This is a genomic window from Desulfitobacterium sp. LBE, from assembly GCF_007830365.1.
GTDB classification, from domain to species: Bacteria; Bacillota; Desulfitobacteriia; order Desulfitobacteriales; family Desulfitobacteriaceae; genus Desulfitobacterium; species Desulfitobacterium hafniense.
Window position 1 is genome coordinate 2,547,741 of the sequence record NZ_VLKD01000001.1, and the last position, 18,348, is coordinate 2,566,088.

The window sequence follows — 18,348 nt, forward strand, 5'->3', positions numbered from 1 at the left end:
TTCCTTATAGGTTTGGCAGATGCATGAAATCATCAGGACAAGATATTTACATTGGGAACAATCCCCAATGTAAATATCCTACTCGTATTTATTGCCCTGTTGAATGATGGCAGTAGTTGAATCAAGCGGTCAATTTCGCTTCGGCATGGGTAAAAATCTCCATTAGGGTTCATGAAACTATAAACTTAGGCGTTTTAACCCTTACTTCTTTAACGCTAATAAGTTCCTTATCGTCTCAGCATCTTGGGCGTTAAGTTTGGCAAGAGCAGACTCGATCGCTCCCGCGTCGCTAAACGGTCTTTGGGTTGCCAGGCTTTGGGCTGCTTGAGCGTCAACTCCTAAACTGCCTAGCAGGTTGTTCAAATGTTGTGCTGGGAGGAGATTGAACCAACGCAAGGCCACATCGGATTTCCCTTTTTCCGTCAAGTTTCCGAGTACACAAACTTGATTAAGCGTTCCATCAGGGTAACAATCCAACCTGACATGAGTAGCCTGCCGATCAGATGCCACATTATATTTTTGTCTGCAATCGCGTCTGAACTTCGTATATGGCACCACTTCCCACCAGGAATTAGGATCATCCATATCATCCTTTGTCGCGTCACATGTATAAACTGAGATTGCATCCGGGTGATTATAGAATACTTTCTCGGAATCTACGATTACTTGGCCGATTAACGCGGCTCCAGCCAATTTAATGATCATCCAGTCTTTTCCGTCAAGTACGTAACGGCGGGAGGCCTCCCATTTTTCTCTTTTCGCCAGATAAGGCACATAGGGGCAAAGAAGGTTACTGGCTTTGTTATGCCATTCATCGCTCACGCTGACAAGTTGTCCGCCGTTTTCGATAGCTGCCAAATCAATCGACAGTCCGGCAAATTCACGAAGATCCGGAACAACTTCGCCAAATACCCGAAGCCGGGATATGCCACCGGAAGGAATATTGTTAAGTCTCACGTGCGTGAATCTGCGTTCGTCATTGATTTCAAACTTGTGCGTGTGGTGGAAGCGCAGCTTACTCTTCGGCACAAGTTCCACCCATTCTACAGAAGGATCAGTTAAGTCCTGTTCAGAAGGGTACCCTTCCATCGCACAAGCTTCAAGAGAAGCGTATTCAGCAGCATTATTATAATAGAATGCCGTATCAATAATGGCGCCACGGATGACGCCCGGAATTCCAAGACGAACAATTGCCCAATCATGGCCGGGGTCGCGTCTCCGCCGGGTTTCCCACCCATCTGAAGCACCGCCGGGATTAAGGTGTTTCGGTGATACAGGCTCATGCTGAATCAGGTTCTCTTTCGGACGAAACGACTGGTCATTGGCAGCGATTACACTTCCACGGAACTTTCTTGATGAAAGTTCAATAAGACTTTCAAAACTACAAGTCTGGTCCGCGGTTGCAGGAGCATTTGGATCAATGTCTTTCTTAACAAATCTCAATGTTAGCACCCTTTCTTATTTCAAAATTAAGAAGCGTCGGAAACAGTGATGGACATTCTACAGAGTGCAGTTGTGGCCAACACACTGTAGTCAGCACACTTTTTCTAGACACCCTTGCAAATATTTATCATGATTATAAAATGAGAGTCACATAGGGAAGCCTTTTTGTACCACCACCTCCTCCATAGCCTTTCTTGATTGACCATTAATTTTACCCCCTTTATAAAAAGTTTTTGAACTCATAAAACATTATTGCAAATATTATGCCAGGTATTCTGATACAACGTTTTTCCTTGCCAACTTGGCAATTCAAGCCCAATCGGATAAGTTTTGTCAATTTATTCATTGTTTTTGCAATTGTTTTTCAATTTAATGGATATATAATGGGTATATAATGGTTGGCCAAAACTTCACCCAAAGTTTGCGTTTTTAAAGCAAATAGAATTAAATCTAATCCTCTATTTTTTCAAATACAATTTCCTGCCCGCCGTGTAAATGAACAGTGTTTCCAAACTCAGCTAGTTGTTCGTTTCCCTCTATAATTGTCATGAAGTGATTTCCTGCTAAATTACCGTTAGGACATGCTAATACATTACCGCCCCAGGAAAGGTAAATTTCACCGCTCATTTGCAAGTACGGGATATTTCCTGGGTACATTAGCACTTCCCCTTTAGACGGACGGCTTGTTGCATTTTCAAAGGGAACATTATGTCCTAGATCCTCTAGCCGAATAAAACTTGCCTGTCCACTCCATGAAACATGAATCATGGTTTCCTTGTAGGGTAAAAGGTTAAGAAACCATTCACAGGTTTTTGGACATTTTTCTTCTTCCAACCTTCCAATAAAAGTAAATTTCCCTGAAGTAATTTTGATGGATGTCATTTGCTCTCCTCCATATTTTTATTTTTATAAATTTATTAAATATAATGCAATTTACATGCCAAGTTTAAAAATGCGATTTATCTAAGAGAGTTTAAAAGCCTGTTCTTTTAGATATAGTTAACAAATCCATTAAAAGCCACTAAGCAACTAATAAGAGTTAACAGATATTCTTTTTAAGAGTAAAACAAATGACTATATTTCAGTAGCGTTGCATTAAAATAAAAACCTTATGTCAATACCAAAACATCTTTATCTTAATTAATCAATAATTCCTTATATGGTGTATACACTCATTTGCTTCGTTCCTCTTTTTGCCCAAAGGGCCATTCACCTAAGAGGTAGCCCTATTCCACATTTTTACACATATTTCTTACAGTATGACTGGGCCATAGGCCAAATCATTGAGCCACTGTGTCTGTTCTTCTTTCAAGATAGTATGCTCCGTCATTCTATAAATCGCTTCATAAGGGATTCGTTTCGAACCCTTTCTCTTTCGTCGTCGCAGCTTCTCTAAAAACTCTTCATACCTCTCAAAGAGACAGGCGATAAGCAGTCGTAGCAAGGTGAGTAAGTCTCTTGGATAGTCCGCTTCAAGCTTGAGCAGGACTAGAGAACAGTAGGTCAGGGTGAACGGTTCATTGACGCTATCATCGATCGTTGCTTCGCGCAGGGAAATCTGACTGTGACTAATGCTTTTCCTCTAATACCTGTGTAAACGTCAAATAAACCCGCACCTCCATACGATGCGGGTCAGTCTTCCTCCCAAATGTACTTCTCAGCTATCTCATCCTTTGGTTTCGGGAAAAACACCTTCTGTGGCAAAGCACTACTTCCGGGAAGAAGTTCTTCTATAGATGTTAGGTAGCCGGGTATTCCCTAGATTAGGGCTGGTTACTACTTGTATATTGTCTCAGATTTTAGGAATATGCTATTATCTGAAGTCAGCACCTCTCCAAAATCACCCTGGAACCTTCCTTGCAGAATAAGAAAGTAATATGCCAATTACTAGAAACAATACTGCAAGGCGAAATACCAATAGCCCAATAGACCACATGCCTAATACAGATACAATCATTAAGAAAGTAACAATAATCCATACTAATATTCTATTCCCATTCCATGCACCTAAAGCTCCGATGATTGATATTACAAACAAACAGATTGGCCAAAATAATATCGCCTTTGCTCCGGGATGTTCCAAGGCAAACTGCAAAGCCGTTATTGTTTCGGGAGGAAGATCAGCCTGTCCTCCCGTATATTTGAAACCAAACCACATCTGATATCCCAAATAAATTGAGAGAAAAGGCGCACAAACTGCTAAAAGTTTAATTAGCTTTTTAACCACTTTTATCTCCCCCTTAATCAACCGTATATTGGCTTTATTAATTCCGCTATCATCGAGGAATTCCATGTACACTCCATGCTGCTGAAAAGTAACTGTGAAGTGACACGGGCGGCAGATATATCCTATTGATAAAAAGCTATTCCTATGAGCTTAAGCACCCTACTCGCATACATCATCCTCCTCTAAAGTGTCGGGAATTCAGTGTTATTGGAAGGATGAGACCCTCGAAGCCAGAATGCAGCGTCTTGGATCTTCTCACATTAATACTCATCAATTAATCTCTTGCCAAGTTTAAATAACGGTCGTAACGACACAAGAGATACTATAGTGATTACAATAAAACCGATTGCCAATTTAGTAGCTACAAGCTGTTCTCCATACCTTCCAAAGACCACGTATAATCCAATCGGCAAATTTAATAAGATGCCCGTAAGTGTTCCTGGCGCATACTTCTTAAGAACTATTGTAGCTATTAGGTGAGGAAAGATGGCATTAAATGACATCATCAGTAAAAAACCAAAATACAAATACTTTATAATCTCATTTGAGGCTCCTGATATTAAAAAGATAAAAGTTAAAATATATCCTAATAATGTCACGACCATTACTGCAAAGTGAAACTCATTTTTCTTCACTTGAGGATGGTATCTTCCAGCGTACTTTGACCACTTGGGTAACCAAATACCTTCTTCAATATTATGTAATGTAAAGGACATCAAAAATAATAACTCAAACATCCTTTTCCCCCCAGTTACATAGAACAACTTAAAACGTGAGGCAGGACGCAAAGCTTATCCTTCCGCGGTATTTCGCCTAACATTTAGGAGTTCCCGCAGCATCCCGACCCCATTCATCATCATTTAGTCGTGGGACCCTTCTGTTATATGACGTTTTCTGCCCCACGAAACCAGAGCGCCACAGAGAGGCATTCCCTACAATCTCATACGCGCATCATTTATAGGGAATAGCTCCCGTGCTGTTCCGCTATAATCCTGTTGGACATAATACTACCAACACTTATTGTCTAATAAAATGTCATAAGGCTTAAAAACTCTGAGGAGCGGTTTGATTCTTTCCCTCTATTTTTTCCTCTACTATTATTATACTTTTTTTGTAAATGAAGAAATTACTACGTATCCTAGAAAAATTGCAACATATTTTATCCCATTACCAACTAAGAGAAAAAAGCTAAAACTAACAATTAGTTGAGGCCAAGTTATACCCAGATAATGACTATTGACAATAACTAAAGTTATAAATAACGGTAAGCCCAGAACAAATAACCTTTCTTTATTTACTTTCCAAGAACCAACTTTTTTATATTCATTGATAAAATGTAAACTTCCAATAAATACTCCAAAAATAAAAGACGATATGATTTGGACTGGAATATTCAAAGCATAATTAAAAGTTGAATCCGTTAAAGCTTTCATATATTGATTTAACCCGTTAGATGCTATAAGTAAAACTATAAAAATAACCAAGACACCTATATATTCTATGTACTTCCTCAAAGCCATCCCTCCATATTTTAGTTCACATTCTCCTACAATTATGAAGTAAAGCTCTCGTCTAAAGCCCGCCATGGACGGCGTCTCTTGAACCTCTGCATATTTACAATATGTAAGAATAGTGGATAGTCGCAACCACTTTTTGAAAATCAGCCCTGAAGTATAAGCTTACTCGGCTACATTGAAATAAACCTCGAAAAACCGTGACTATGTTTGGCACTATGACTATCCTCTGGAAAATTCATTCGTGCCTTCCACAGCCTGTTGCACCTCATATTCGAGGAGAAGCATCCCACTGGGATAGGCGCGGTGTCGGACGAGCTCCAAACGCCGACGTATCCCGTGCGGGGGGAGCAACTGCACCCCACCTCCCAGAAGAATCGGTATAATCGCCGGTTCGAATGTATCAACCAGATTCCAGGCGAGAAGTTGAGAGAAGAGACTCCCTCCGCCGTAGAGCCAGATATCTCGACCGGGTTGCGCACGAAGCTCTCGAACTCTTGCCTCAAGGCCCTCGCTCACGATCTCAACATCAGGATGGTCCACCGGTCGAAGCGACCGCGAAACCACGATTACTTGCTTTCCGCGAAAGCTCTCGCCCATTGCGCGTACGATCTCGTACGTGCGTCGCCCCATCAGCAACGTATCAAATTGCGCATACAGCGCCTCAAAATCGAACGAGGGCTCTGGGGTAATCCAATCAAAATCATCGTTCGGTGCCGCAATGTAGCCATCCATGCTACATGCGACCTGATATCGCACCCGTCTCATCCAATTATCACCTCCACCTTGATCAACTCTTGTCCAACTGAAAGAAACTGTTTTGTCTAACATCTTAGATACCGGGAAGCAATAATCCTTAAATAAGTATTATTTACAAAAAAGTTCGCTAATGTAATTCTATCTGCCGGAACATCTTATTAATTGCGCGTTTTGCTACAAGTGCGACTAGCAACCACACTACGTAATCCGCGCATGGACGCGGCCTTTGCATACGGTTTCATATAACGTCCTGAGGAGTCCCGCAGCGTCCCAACCACTTCCATTATCCGCTAGTTTCGGGATTCCTCTGTTATCTTAAGATCGGTGCCCCATAGGAATACCTAATTAATTGTTCCCTGATTTGCGCTACTACGTAATTACGCATATACTGTATTTAGAAAGAGCCGAAAGGGTGATATTCATGTCCGCTATCTCCCGTAGAATTTTCGTTCAAAAACGAAACCTTATAAGCCTACCAAGAGATATCAGAGAAAAACTCAATATTTCTGAAGGTGATGTTCTCGACATTAGGATAGATGACAATAAAATCATCATTGAACCCATGAAACTAGTCCCCTCTGGCCAAGCATACTTTTGGACTGACAAAGCCCAAAATGATATGCTCGAAGCCAAAAATGACGTTGAATCAGGTAACGTTCGTGAGTTTAGCACAATTCGCGAATTTCTTGACGGTATCGAACAATGACTAGGCGCTTCAGATCTACCCGAAAGTTTGATAAGCAATTTAAGCAGCTTAACTCGAAAACATTAAAGCAAGCCCAGAAAGCCATTGAGCTATTCATGTCTGACCCAACTCATCCATCACTGCGATACAAAAAAATTCAAGGGACTGATAACTTCTATGAGATCAGTGTCAATATGTCGATACGTATTATTATTGAAGTGGCTTCTGAAGCGAGTGATCAAATCAACACACTTTATATCATCGGAACTCACGATGATGTATTTCCACCAAAGTAGCCTCAACCGGCTGCTTTTTTGTTCCGCCGACTTTCAGATAACGTTTCGAGGAGTCCCGCAGCGTCCCAACCACATGCATCATCCTCTAGTTGCGGGACTCCTCTGTTATCCGATGCCGTACGCCCCTAAATCTAGAGGCCGCCAAGGACGGTGGCCCCTTGAGCCTCCATTTATTTGCTCTGTGATATCAGTACGTTCTTCTTTATCTACATTGTGGATGACCGTATCTATATCTAATAAATCTATATCTTTTGCTATTAATCTGGGTTGTAAAAGGTAAATAGAAATACCTACAAAGGCGATTGCTATTACAACTGTCAGAACCAATTTCTTTTTCAAGCAAATCACCTCCAATAAAAGCTCACCGGACCCTGAGTTGCCAAAAAGCCACGGCGCTGGCTGCAGCAACGTTCAAAGAGTCCACGTTATGGGACATAGGGATGCACGCGGTGTAATCGCAGTCAGCAATCGTGCAGGGCGCCAGTCCATTACCTTCTGAACCCAATACGATAGCAAGTTTTTCTTCTGCCATGAGCTGCGGATCGTCTATGCTGACAGCGTTATCATTTAAAGCCATGGCAACGGTCTTAAAGCCCAGCTTGCGTAGACTCTTCATGCCCTGCTGCGGCCACTGCGAGGACTCGCTGCCAATACGGGCCCATGGCACTTGAAAGATGGTACCCATGCTCACCCTCACCGCACGCCGGCACAGTGGGTCACAGCATGAGGGGGTAAGCAACACGGTATCGATGCCTAGCGCCGCAGCCGAGCGAAAAATGGCACCGACGTTGGTGGAGTCCGCAATCCCTTCAAGCACAGCCACTCGACTTGCACCGGCACACGCCTCCTCAACGCTGGGTAGATGAGGACGCCGCATGGCACACAGCACACCGCGGGTCAGCTGAAAGCCAGTCAGCCCTGCCAGCAGGTTGCTATCGGCAGTATAGACGGGGATATCTCCGCAGCGGGTGATTATACCGTGCGCCTGCCCTGCAATGTATTTGCGCTCCATCAAAAGTGAAATAGGCTCGCATCCAGCGTCGAGGGCAAGTCCAATTACCTTGGTACTCTCCGCAATAAAGATTCCTATCTCCGGCTCCAACCGGTTGCGCAGCTGCGTTTCCGTCAGGCGAGCAAAGACATCCAAATTGGGCAATGAAAAATCGCTTATCTCAATGATATTTGACATCTTATCTCCTTATGTTCGAGGTTAGTGAAACATATAAACCTTGATTTTTTTGCAATATAAAATCCTTTTTTACCGTAAGTAAGAATTACACCACCATCAATATACTATACTATTAACTACACTATATTGCATATAAGACACACCTTTCTACCACTACGAAATAATAATCTACAAGTACGAATTTAAGTTCTCGTCTATATCCCGCCATGGACGGCGGGCGGTCTTGAAGGAAATGTCATATAACGTTCTGGGCATTCCCGACGCATCCTAACCACATACATCGTCCTCTAAGTGTCGGGAACCTGCCGTTATAAGAAGTGGCGCGCTCCAGAGCCCTACTTAATCCTTTAGAAATCCGAATGAATGAATCCAAGAAATTCTTTACCAAAATCGGTGATATATAGTATGGTTAATCCCTCTTTTCCCAAGTCGTTGTATGTGTTTCCTATATTTTTTTAATCTATCAACAGAGATTTTGATATTAGGTCACATATATAAAATTCATACTTACCTTCCATTTCAATCGTTGTCAACTCCTGCTCATATTGACGAATTCTTTGCTTTATTCTTTTTCATAAATGGACTCAATAAACTATTAGTAAAATCATTTAACCTTTTCTGTGCAATTCTACCTCTAATCTCAAAAAGAACCTCATTTAGTGCCTCACCGACATGAGGAATAGCCGCTATACCGGATTTTAACACACCGATTAATAGCTCTCTTTTATTGTTGTCCATAAAGTAATAACTCCTTTACAGCTAGTAAAAACCTACCCGAAATAAGAGCCACATATGCATCATTTCTTATAACGGATGTGAATTCCCGACGTTCTCCCGCCTTAGATAGCTCTTATCTTAGGCGGGAGGATGTGGTGCCTGAACCTGCCCCAAATTCCCTCATCTAGCACCCTTGCGGGAATTCTGGGTTATCTGACGCTATGCCCCCATATGTAACTTAAAATAATCAACTTTCTTCATTACCTATTATCGATAGCCATCCGGTCGGTGATTTAGCTTAGAAAGATTTACTATTTTCTTCCCATTGTTCTACTTAGTGAAATTGAAAAGTATACTCCCCCGGAAAAGGCATCGTTGCCTCCGGATTATTTTACTATTCTAACGAACTTTTCTTGCTCAGTGTCATATTGATATATTTCAACAGTTTGCTCGACCTTATCTGGCTTATCTATTTTGTTATATAATTCTTCGGTTATAGAATAAACCAACGTTTGATTGTCCATTGTCAGATTTATACTTCCTATTGTTCTGTAATCGGGGACTTGTCCCCCAAACATAAACTTCTCAGCTATTCCAGACCAGATTTCTGAATAGCCTTTACTTGTATATCCAATGACATGAAATGAGTTTTCTTGAACACCAGTTCCTCCATGACCTGAAATGAATGCCAGTAACTGTTTTCCTCCACCATATACTTGCATACCATAGACTGGTTCACTTTTCGAGTAAACTTCTACGTATTTACCTTGCCTAAATTCATAAAGTATAAAATAGCCATTCACTCTATCAATTGATACAAATGCGGCGACTTGACTTTTATCAGACTCTTTTAAGTTAACCAGTATGAAAGTAATATCCTCTTGCTTTATGGATGTTGTTGCGCTATTAAATTTCTGCTGAAGTGATTGATATAGCCAATCTGGTACTATTTCATTCGTGAATTGTTTAACACCAGAATTCATTGAAGAATTTAGTATTTGTACATCTTTGTTGTTGTCTTCTGGAAGTTTCGTTGTATCATTCCCACAACCTGTTAACGGAAGGATTACTATTATGATGGCTAGCAATACAATCTTTCTCATTATATTCAACCTCTCAAAATCGGCAATGACCAAGAATCGTTGTCAGTTGCCATGGATGGCAGCCCTTTAATCATTGAACCACTCTGCCACAAAATAAAGAATATGTAATAAAAGCACAATAATCAGGAATATTGAGTATAAAATCCGGAGAATCCGGGTGACAGAGCCGCTGATATTCTTTCCAGTCTTCAGATGTAACTTCTAAATCTATTTCTCCCCAGCGCATTTGAAATAATTCTGTCAAAGCAATTTTTGCGGCCCATGGAGCGCTGCGCCTTGGTTATCTCACAGAGCCGTACCTAACCAATCTATCCGCAAGTGTGCCGGTGTGTAGTTCAAATAGATGACCGTCGTAATCATAAAAATATATTGATCGACCTTCTCCCTTAACCCTTGGTCTAGAATTCATTATTTCTAATTCTGAAGCTCTGATCCTTGCTTCATATATATCGAATTCACCATCGTCTATTTTGAAGGCAACCTGATTATATGTCCGCTCCGCTAAAGATTCACCTTCCATTATTGCTATCCATTGATCATTAATTAAAAAGTACTTTTCCCTTGATATTGAAAACATCTCTTCATCGCTAGAATATACCTCCTGAGCGTCAAATATATATCGAAAAAATTCAGATGAGCGTTCTCAGTCTTTAACTATGAAAGTTAAATGGCTAATGCCTTCTATCATATTCAACCTCCATTCTCATCTCGTCTATTATTTTCTTTAATCCGTTAGTGATCAGAAACTCACTATAATTAGTGTAAATTACTTCATATTTGTCAATTCTCTTTTCTAAACTGAATCTCTTTAGGTCTGGTATGGATATATATACCGTTTTAATTTCCTCATTCCAAAATTTCAAATATGATTGCATGTTTGGATTAGAAGAATATTGCTTTGGAACGTGCACTGGTACTTTAGTGAGTAAATCAAAAAGCCCCTTACTTAATATAATTTTATTTACCTCATCGTAACCCTTGTCTATTTTAAGAAACTCAACTACCGATCCAGACCAAATTAATGAAAAATAGGTTGCATACTTTTGACTATAAATATACAACTTCTTTTCAAATTCGCCTGGACCTAAAAGTTTAATCCCGGATGATAAAGTGCCTAATGCTGCCGCTATGATATTTCCAATTATAGTAATGGAACTAACCCTTTTGTCTTTACTAACAATCTTTCTCAATGACTCAGTATTACTGAATTCTTCAATAGGTGTCGACAGGAACAAATTCATTTTTCTAAATGCTTTATGTTCTTTAGATAAACAATAGTCAATAGCTTTTAAAAATCCTGTTTCACTATTCCAAGGAGCATAATCCAAAGGCTCGTCAATCACAATGCTTCCATTTATATCAATTGCCCTTAAATAATCATGTGCTATTTCAATTCCTAGATACATTTTCTTAAACATATATGACCCCCTAGTTGAGCATGCATGATAGTTTCTCCTAACACTTTTTTACCACAACATCAATGCAATTGGACCGATAGGTCTTTCTTAATTCCCGACTTGTCTAAGGCATTCTTAAAGATTACCTGGTCCGTCCGCTCTGATATGTGAGTTCCGGATCTTCCCCGCTAAATAGCCACTTCTTGGGTTTATAGTAGGTAATGTATTCATTCAAGACCTCTATTGCTGTATCGGAAAGCAGACTATACCTATCTTTTTCCCCTTGCCCTGTTTGATGCGGACTAATTTCCTATCTGGATATAAATCATTTAATGTTAGCGTAACAACCTCACAACCCTTAATCCCGAGGAATATGTGATTATCCGAATAGACCTATTATAACTTTATTCTCCACAAACTACCTATTTCCTCTTAATTTTCCTAAATCTTACACAGCACCTGCAAAAACTACACCAACATATACATATCTACTTTCTTCCATACACCAAAGTGCATTTCACTTCACACAAATACACCAAGAACAAAATAATCCAAAATAACAAAGGGACGATTCATCGACAGCACCCTGTCCAATGAATCGTCCCTTTAATTTACTCCACATTTCCTACCTGTTTTAAAACCTCTTACCTATCCCTTACCTAATCCCGCTCCTCCCCATCAGATACTTATCCACCTCACGGGCGGCCAGCTTCCCTTCCTGAAGAGCCGATACCACAAGACTCTGCCCCCTTCGGGCATCTCCCGCAGCAAAAACCTTTTCCACATTGGTTTCAAACTCTTCATACTCCGCTTTAAGGTTGCTGCGCTCATCCCGCTCAAGATTCAGCTCATTGGGTATAGCATCTTCCGGGCCGAGGAAACCCATGGCCAAAAGGACCAAGTCTGCTTCCCATACTTTTTCGCTGCCGGGCACTTCCTGGGGAACCATTCTTCCGGAGGAGTCTTTCATCCAGTGGATTTCTACGGTATGAACCTCCTTAACCTCACCCTGCTCGTTGCCCACGATCTTTTTCGTATTGATGAGGTAATGGCGGGGATCTTTTCCATAGAGACTGATGGCTTCTTCCTGACCGTAGTCAACTTTAAGCTTTTTGGGCCACTCCGGCCAGGGATTGGTGGCCTCGATTCGCTTGGCAGGGGGCTCGGGCATAATTTCGAATTGGTGGACGCTTTTACAGCCATGACGGATGGAGGTAGCGACACAGTCCGTTCCCGTGTCTCCACCGCCGATGATGATGACGTTTTTTCCTTGGGCACTGATCCAGCCGCCCTCCTGGCCATCTTTCTCAGCCATGGTTTCCAAGCCTTCAAAATTGGAGTCCAACAGACTTTTGGTATTAGCCTTCAGAAAATCTACTGCATAGTGGACCCCTTTCAGATCACAGCCCTCTACGTTGAGCCCCCGGGCCTTGGTGGCACCGATGCAGAGAACCACCGCATCATATTGATTCACCAGATCCTGTGCCGGGATATCCCTGCCCACCTCGGTATTGAGAACAAAGTGGATACCGGATTCCTTCATTAAGTTTATACGCCGCTCCACCACGTTTTTCTCCAGCTTCATGTTGGGAATGCCGTACATGAGGAGTCCGCCGAGGCGGTCGGCCCGCTCATACACCGTGACCTCATGGCCCACGGCATTGAGATAATTCGCTGCCGATAGTCCCGCAGGGCCGGAACCCACCACCGCCACCCTTTTACCGGTGACTTTCCCTTTTTTGGGCTTTACCCATCCTTCGGCAAAGGCCTTCTCGATGATTTCATACTCTATACAGTTGATAGTTACCGGCTCCATAATATAGCCTTCGGTGCAGGCTCCTTCACAGGGCGCAGGGCAAACCCGGGATGTGAATTCCGAGAAGGGACTGGTACGGCTTAAACGCCGATAAGCTTCTTCCCATTGCCCTTTATAAATCAGTTCATTCCAGTCCGGAATCAAATTATGCAGCGGGCAGCCCGAAACCATGCCATTGAGCACGACCCCGCCATTGCAGAAGGGAACGCCACAATTCATACAGCGGGCACCCTGGGTCTTAATCACCTCAGGGTCTCTGGGCAGCTTAATCTCCCGCCAGTCCTGAATACGCTCCTCAGGAGCACGCTTCTTTGGGTCAATTCTCTGATACTCTAAAAAACCTGTTGCTTTTCCCATGTTTGTCCCCCCTTACTTAGCCGCTTCCGACGTTTTAAAATGCTCGGCAAAGGCTGCCATCAGTGCTTCATCCCCTGAATATCCGTCTTGGCAAGCCTTATCGATATTGGCCAGCATCCGCTTGTAGTCCTTGGGAATCACTTTGGTAAACCGGGTTGCATAGCTTTCCCAATCCGCGAGAACTTTTCCTCCCTGGGGACTATGGGTATACTCCATATGCTTGCGGATCATTTCCTTGACTTCATCAAGCTCGGCTGCGGATTGGATGTTTTCCAGAAGCACCATGGATTTATTGCAATAGTTCTCATCAAAATCCAGGATATAAGCTACCCCGCCGGACATTCCCGCTGCAAAGTTCCGTCCCGTCTTGCCCAGGATGACCACCTTGCCGCCGGTCATATATTCACAGCCATGATCCCCTACACCTTCTACCACGGCATGAACACCGCTGTTTCTGACGCAGAAGCGTTCCCCTGCAATCCCATTAATATAGGCTTCCCCTGAGGTTGCTCCATAGAAGGCTACATTGCCGATCAGAATATTCTCTTCAGGAACAAAATCCGCCGTCCGGGGCGGGTACACGGCGATTTTACCGCCGGAAAGTCCTTTGCCCAGATAATCGTTAGAGTCCCCTTCCAGCTCCAAAGTCAGCCCCTTAGGGACAAAGGCCCCGAAGCTTTGACCGGCTGAGCCCACAAAGGCCAGTTTAATGGTATCTTCAGGCAGTCCTTGTTCTCCATAGCGTTTGGAGATTTCGCTGCCGATGATGGTCCCCACCACCCGATCCACATTGTTGATTTTCAATTTGGCACGGATCGGCTTTTGATTTTCCAAAGCAGGCTGACAAACCCGCAGGAGCTTTTTCATATCCAGGGATTTTTCCAGCAAATGCTTTTGGGCTTGAGTGTTATAGCGGCTTACATCAGAGCCGGCATAAGGCTGATAGAGAATCTGGGAGAGATCCAACTGGGAGGCTTTCCAGTTCTTAATCGTCTCTTTGCTTTTCAGGCGGTCGGTACGGCCAACCATCTCATTGATGGTCCGGAAGCCCAGTTTAGCCATGATTTCCCGCATTTCCTGAGCGATAAAGCGCATAAAGTTTTCGACATGCTCAGGCTTGCCTGTGAAGTTCTTTCTTAATTCCTCATCCTGGGTAGCGATGCCCACCGGGCAGGTATTCAGGTTGCAGACCCGCATCATAACACAGCCCAAAGCGATCAGTGGAGTAGTGGCAAAGCCGAATTCTTCAGCGCCCAGCATGGCGGCGATGACCACATCACGCCCTGACAAAAGCTTGCCGTCTGTTTCCACCACCACCCGGTCTCTCAGTTTATTGAGGACCAGAGTCTGATGAGTTTCAGCCAGGCCCAGCTCCCAGGGCAGTCCCGCATTGCGGATACTGGTGCGGGGGGAGGCTCCTGTCCCTCCGTCATAACCGCTGATCAGAATCACATCGGCTTTCCCTTTAGCTACTCCGGCAGCAATGGTGCCCACTCCCACTTCCGAAACCAATTTGACGTTGATGCGTGCCTCCCGGTTGGCATTCTTCAGGTCGTGGATCAGCTCCGCCAAGTCTTCGATGGAGTAAATATCATGATGAGGAGGGGGAGAAATCAGGTCCACACCCGGTGTGGAATGACGGGTCTTGGCCACCCAGGGATAGACCTTGCGTCCCGGCAGCTGTCCCCCTTCGCCGGGCTTGGCTCCCTGAGCCATCTTAATCTGAATCTCCTGGGCATTGACCAGATAATTGCTGGTGACACCGAAGCGTCCGGAAGCCACCTGCTTGATGGCGCTGTTCTTGGTATCGCCATTGGTAAGAACCTTAAAGCGCTCGCAGTCTTCCCCGCCTTCACCGGTATTGCTCTTGCCCCCCAGCCGGTTCATGGCTATAGCCAAAGCTTCGTGAGCTTCCTTGCTGATGGAGCCATAGGACATAGCCCCGGTTTTAAAGCGTTTGACGATGGAATCCACGGATTCCACTTCTTCGATGGGGATGGTGTCCCCGGCATTATATTTGAAGTCCAAAAGATGCCTCAAGGTATAGACTTCTTCTTCATTGATCTTTTTGGTGTACTCTTTAAAGAGAGCATAATTGCCTTCCCGGCAGGCCTTTTGAATCAAATAGATGGTTTCCGGGTTATAGAGATGCTTTTCCCCATCTTCTTTACATTGGAAGTAACCGCCTACTTCTAAGCTGTCTGCATAGAGAGAGTTTTCATCGTAAGCGCTTTCATGGCGCATTTGGTTCTCCAGGGCAATCTCTTCCAGACCGATCCCTTCCAGACGGGAAGGAGTCATGGTGAAATATTTGTCGATCAGATCCTTCCGCAGCCCCACCGCTTCAAAGATCTGGGCGCCATGGTAGCTGTGCATGGTGGAGATCCCCATCTTGGTGAGAACTTTAAGCATTCCTTTCACCGAAGCTTTAATGAAATTTTTGATCCCTGCCTGGGCGGTCAGTCCGTCAAGGAGGCCCTTAGCCGCCAGATCTTCGATGGTCTCATAAGCCAGATAAGGATTGATGGCCGTCACGCCATAACCCACCAAAGTACAGAAGTGATGAACTTCCCGGGGTTCCGCCGATTCCAGCACAATACCCAGGTTCGTACGGATTTCTTTGCGGATCAGATGGTGGTGAAGGCCTGAAGACGCCAGGAGAGCCGGAATGGCTGCCTGCTCCTTATCCACTCCCCGGTCGGAGAGAATGATGATATTGGCCCCTTCCCCAATCGCCTTATCCGCTTCTCTGCAGAGCCGCTCCAAGGCCCGCTCCATAGCCTTCGGCCCCCCCGCCACGGGATAAAGCATGGATAAGGTCACGGTTTTAAACTGCCCATGCTGCAAATGCTTAATCCTGTTAAGCTGTTCATTGGTCAGAATGGGATGCTCCAGGAAAAGGGATGCCGTATTCTCCTGATCGGGGTCCAGCAGGTTCCCGGAATTACCGAGGAGCATCGTGCAGGAGGTGACGATTTCTTCCCGGATGCCATCAATGGGAGGGTTGGTTACCTGAGCAAAAAGCTGTTTGAAATACAAATAGAGCATCTGCGGCTTTTCCGACAAGACCGCTAACGGAGAGTCCATGCCCATGGCTCCCACAGGATCTACTCCTTCCACCGCCATCGGTTGGATAGTTTTTGTAATATCTTCAAACGTATAGCCAAAGGCTTTCTGCTGCTGAATCAGCTGCCCCTGGTCTTTGCTTACTTCCGGTTCCTCAGCTATCCCAACTGACCCGGCTCTCTGATCCATCCGGGCTGCCTCAGGCAGACTGCTGAGCTTCACGATGTGCTTCTCAATCCACTCACCGTAGGGATTTTTCCGGGCTACGCCGGTTTTAATCTCCTCGTCGGCAATGATCCTCTGGGCCTCTGTATCAATAAGCAGCATTTTTCCAGGCTCCAGACGGCCTTTATATTGAACATTCTCCGGCTTGATATCGATAACTCCCACCTCGGATGCCAGAATGACCTTATCATCCTTGGTGACATAATAGCGGGATGGGCGCAGCCCATTGCGGTCCAGTACCCCGCCGATCACCACCCCATCCGTAAAGCCCATAGCGGCGGGGCCGTCCCAGGGTTCCATCAAAAAACTGTTGTAAGCATAGAAATCCCTTTTCTCCTTAGGCATAAAGTCGTTGTTTTCCCAAGGTTCCGGAATCATCATCATCACCGCATGAGGAAGAGATCTTCCGGTCAGGTGCAGGAACTCCAGGCTGTTGTCGAACATGGCCGAATCACTGCCGGATTCATCCACAATGGGATAGACTTTGGCGATATCCTCAAATAAGGAAGAATCGATACATTTCTGACGGGCTCTCATCCAGTTCACATTCCCCCGGATGGTATTGATCTCCCCATTATGGACAATATAGCGGTTCGGGTGAGCTCTTTCCCAGCTGGGGAAAGTGTTAGTGCTGAAGCGGGAATGGACCATAGCCAGAGCCGAGACGAAATCCAGGTCGGATAGATCCAGATAAAAATGACGCAGCTGCTCCGCCGTCAGCATCCCTTTATAAACGATGGTCTTGGCGGACAGGCTGGCCACATAGAAGGTACCGCCCTTATCCTCACACATCGGCAAAATGATCTTCTCGGCACGCTTGCGGATGGTATAGAGCTTTCTTTCGAAATCCATCACGTCAAGAATCTCAGGGTTTTTCTCTATAAACACTTGAATAAAGCGGGGCATCACAGTTTTAGCGCTTTCTCCAATCGTGCTTTTATCGATAGGGACCTCTCTCCAGCCCAGGATCCTTTGACCTTCCTCAATGACGATCCTTTCGAAAGTCTCCATTTGGATTTGCCTGAAGTCAGCATAGCGATGAGCAAAGATCATCCCTACCCCGTAATTCCCCTTTTCCGGCAAGGCAAATCCCAGCACTTCACATTCCCGCTGAAAGAAATCATGGGGGATCTGGACCAGAATCCCGGCGCCGTCGCCTGTGTTCTCATCAGCGCCACTGGCTCCTCTGTGATTTAAATTCTCCAATACGGTTAAAGCTTCATCGATTATCTCATGGGACTTTTCACCTTTGATGCTGACCACGAATCCCATTCCGCAGGCATCGTGTTCTAAAGCCGGGTCGTAAAGCCCCTGTTTTTGAGGCAAACCGTAATTTTGCATAATTCTCCCCCTCTTCGTTCAATACTGCTCTCTATACAAATGAACATTGCCGCTGTATAAAAATAAACCAAAAAAGCGCTCCAAAAAGACTTGCACCTGTGCAGGTACATGTCTCTTTGAGCGCCTTTGCTCCATTTTTGATTAAGCATAACTTAACATAATAAGGCTTAGCATTTCAACCGTTTTCGCCAATGTATACAATATTTAAAGCTT

Annotated in this window: 14 protein-coding genes and 2 pseudogenes; 1 reads left to right on the forward strand and 15 read right to left on the reverse strand. The window is 44.2% G+C overall.

Annotated features, from left to right (window positions below):
* Positions 1–201 precede the first annotated feature (201 nt).
* The 7 genes and pseudogenes from DESLBE_RS12100 to DESLBE_RS12130 form a co-directional block, all read right to left on the reverse strand.
* Positions 202–1,443: an allantoicase gene (locus DESLBE_RS12100; RefSeq protein ID WP_172625425.1), complete on the reverse strand. Its 1,242-nt coding sequence runs from the start codon at positions 1,441–1,443 to the stop codon at positions 202–204.
* 450 nt (positions 1,444–1,893) lie between these two features.
* The gene (locus DESLBE_RS12105) at positions 1,894–2,325 is read right to left on the reverse strand and encodes a DUF3830 family protein (RefSeq protein WP_144677012.1); all 432 of its coding nucleotides are present in this window, start codon (positions 2,323–2,325) and stop codon (positions 1,894–1,896) included.
* Positions 2,326–2,695: 370 nt separating this feature from the next.
* A pseudogene (locus DESLBE_RS12110) lies at positions 2,696–2,947 on the reverse strand (IS4 family transposase); the annotation flags it as partial.
* A 336-nt stretch (positions 2,948–3,283) separates the two neighbouring features.
* Positions 3,284–3,670, reverse strand: a complete 387-nt coding sequence (locus tag DESLBE_RS12115; protein WP_172625426.1) for a hypothetical protein — start codon at positions 3,668–3,670, stop codon at positions 3,284–3,286.
* Positions 3,671–3,930: 260 nt separating this feature from the next.
* Positions 3,931–4,407 carry an HXXEE domain-containing protein gene (locus tag DESLBE_RS12120; RefSeq protein WP_072775360.1) on the reverse strand — a complete coding sequence of 159 codons (477 nt, stop codon included), beginning with the start codon at positions 4,405–4,407 and terminating at the stop codon, positions 3,931–3,933.
* A 363-nt stretch (positions 4,408–4,770) separates the two neighbouring features.
* A complete protein-coding gene (locus tag DESLBE_RS12125; RefSeq protein ID WP_243131305.1) occupies positions 4,771–5,256 on the reverse strand; it encodes a hypothetical protein in 486 nt (161 codons plus the stop codon).
* Between the two features lie 150 nt (positions 5,257–5,406).
* Positions 5,407–5,952 (reverse strand): dihydrofolate reductase family protein, encoded by a 546-nt coding sequence (locus DESLBE_RS12130; protein WP_144677019.1) that lies wholly within the window; start codon positions 5,950–5,952, stop codon positions 5,407–5,409.
* A 412-nt stretch (positions 5,953–6,364) separates the two neighbouring features.
* Between DESLBE_RS12130 and DESLBE_RS12135 the strand changes: the two genes are divergently transcribed.
* A complete protein-coding gene (locus tag DESLBE_RS12135; RefSeq protein WP_005814848.1) occupies positions 6,365–6,649 on the forward strand; it encodes an AbrB/MazE/SpoVT family DNA-binding domain-containing protein in 285 nt (94 codons plus the stop codon).
* A gap of 380 nt (positions 6,650–7,029) precedes the next feature.
* On the opposite strand, the gene DESLBE_RS12145 is transcribed toward DESLBE_RS12135, so the two are convergent.
* The 8 genes and pseudogenes from DESLBE_RS12145 to gltB all read right to left on the reverse strand — a co-directional run bounded on the left by DESLBE_RS12145 (position 7,030) and on the right by gltB (position 18,135).
* Entirely contained in the window at positions 7,030–7,263 is a 234-nt protein-coding gene (locus DESLBE_RS12145; RefSeq protein WP_018306501.1) for a hypothetical protein, read from the reverse strand.
* A gap of 22 nt (positions 7,264–7,285) precedes the next feature.
* Positions 7,286–8,113, reverse strand: coding sequence for an RNA methyltransferase (locus DESLBE_RS12150; protein WP_011461790.1), 828 nt, complete (start codon positions 8,111–8,113; stop codon positions 7,286–7,288).
* Between the two features lie 540 nt (positions 8,114–8,653).
* Positions 8,654–8,851 carry a hypothetical protein gene (locus tag DESLBE_RS12155; RefSeq protein WP_144677021.1) on the reverse strand — a complete coding sequence of 66 codons (198 nt, stop codon included), beginning with the start codon at positions 8,849–8,851 and terminating at the stop codon, positions 8,654–8,656.
* Positions 8,852–9,216: 365 nt separating this feature from the next.
* Entirely contained in the window at positions 9,217–9,933 is a 717-nt protein-coding gene (locus DESLBE_RS12160; RefSeq protein ID WP_144677023.1) for a hypothetical protein, read from the reverse strand.
* A 280-nt stretch (positions 9,934–10,213) separates the two neighbouring features.
* A pseudogene (gene fosX / locus DESLBE_RS12170) lies at positions 10,214–10,564 on the reverse strand (FosX/FosE/FosI family fosfomycin resistance hydrolase); the annotation flags it as partial.
* 40 nt (positions 10,565–10,604) lie between these two features.
* Positions 10,605–11,351 (reverse strand): hypothetical protein, encoded by a 747-nt coding sequence (locus tag DESLBE_RS12175; protein WP_005807934.1) that lies wholly within the window; start codon positions 11,349–11,351, stop codon positions 10,605–10,607.
* A gap of 634 nt (positions 11,352–11,985) precedes the next feature.
* Positions 11,986–13,503 (reverse strand): glutamate synthase subunit beta, encoded by a 1,518-nt coding sequence (locus DESLBE_RS12180; protein WP_144677025.1) that lies wholly within the window; start codon positions 13,501–13,503, stop codon positions 11,986–11,988.
* A gap of 12 nt (positions 13,504–13,515) precedes the next feature.
* Positions 13,516–18,135: a glutamate synthase large subunit gene (gene gltB, locus DESLBE_RS12185; protein WP_144677027.1), complete on the reverse strand. Its 4,620-nt coding sequence runs from the start codon at positions 18,133–18,135 to the stop codon at positions 13,516–13,518.
* Positions 18,136–18,348: the final 213 nt, after the last annotated feature.

Excerpts from the sequence above, each read along its gene's own strand:
- gltB (WP_144677027.1), bottom strand. The coding sequence starts at position 18,135 with ATGCAAAATTACGGTTTGCCTCAAAAACAGGGGCTTTACGACCCGGCT.
- DESLBE_RS12105 (WP_144677012.1), bottom strand. The coding sequence starts at position 2,325 with ATGACATCCATCAAAATTACTTCAGGGAAATTTACTTTTATTGGAAGG.
- DESLBE_RS12175 (WP_005807934.1), bottom strand. The coding sequence starts at position 11,351 with ATGTTTAAGAAAATGTATCTAGGAATTGAAATAGCACATGATTATTTA.
- DESLBE_RS12155 (WP_144677021.1), bottom strand. The coding sequence starts at position 8,851 with ATGGACAACAATAAAAGAGAGCTATTAATCGGTGTGTTAAAATCCGGT.
- DESLBE_RS12180 (WP_144677025.1), bottom strand. The coding sequence starts at position 13,503 with ATGGGAAAAGCAACAGGTTTTTTAGAGTATCAGAGAATTGACCCAAAG.
- DESLBE_RS12160 (WP_144677023.1), bottom strand. The coding sequence starts at position 9,933 with ATGAGAAAGATTGTATTGCTAGCCATCATAATAGTAATCCTTCCGTTA.
- DESLBE_RS12150 (WP_011461790.1), bottom strand. The coding sequence starts at position 8,113 with ATGTCAAATATCATTGAGATAAGCGATTTTTCATTGCCCAATTTGGAT.
- DESLBE_RS12125 (WP_243131305.1), bottom strand. The coding sequence starts at position 5,256 with ATGGCGGGCTTTAGACGAGAGCTTTACTTCATAATTGTAGGAGAATGT.
- DESLBE_RS12130 (WP_144677019.1), bottom strand. The coding sequence starts at position 5,952 with ATGAGACGGGTGCGATATCAGGTCGCATGTAGCATGGATGGCTACATT.
- DESLBE_RS12120 (WP_072775360.1), bottom strand. The coding sequence starts at position 4,407 with ATGTTTGAGTTATTATTTTTGATGTCCTTTACATTACATAATATTGAA.
- DESLBE_RS12135 (WP_005814848.1), top strand. The coding sequence starts at position 6,365 with ATGTCCGCTATCTCCCGTAGAATTTTCGTTCAAAAACGAAACCTTATA.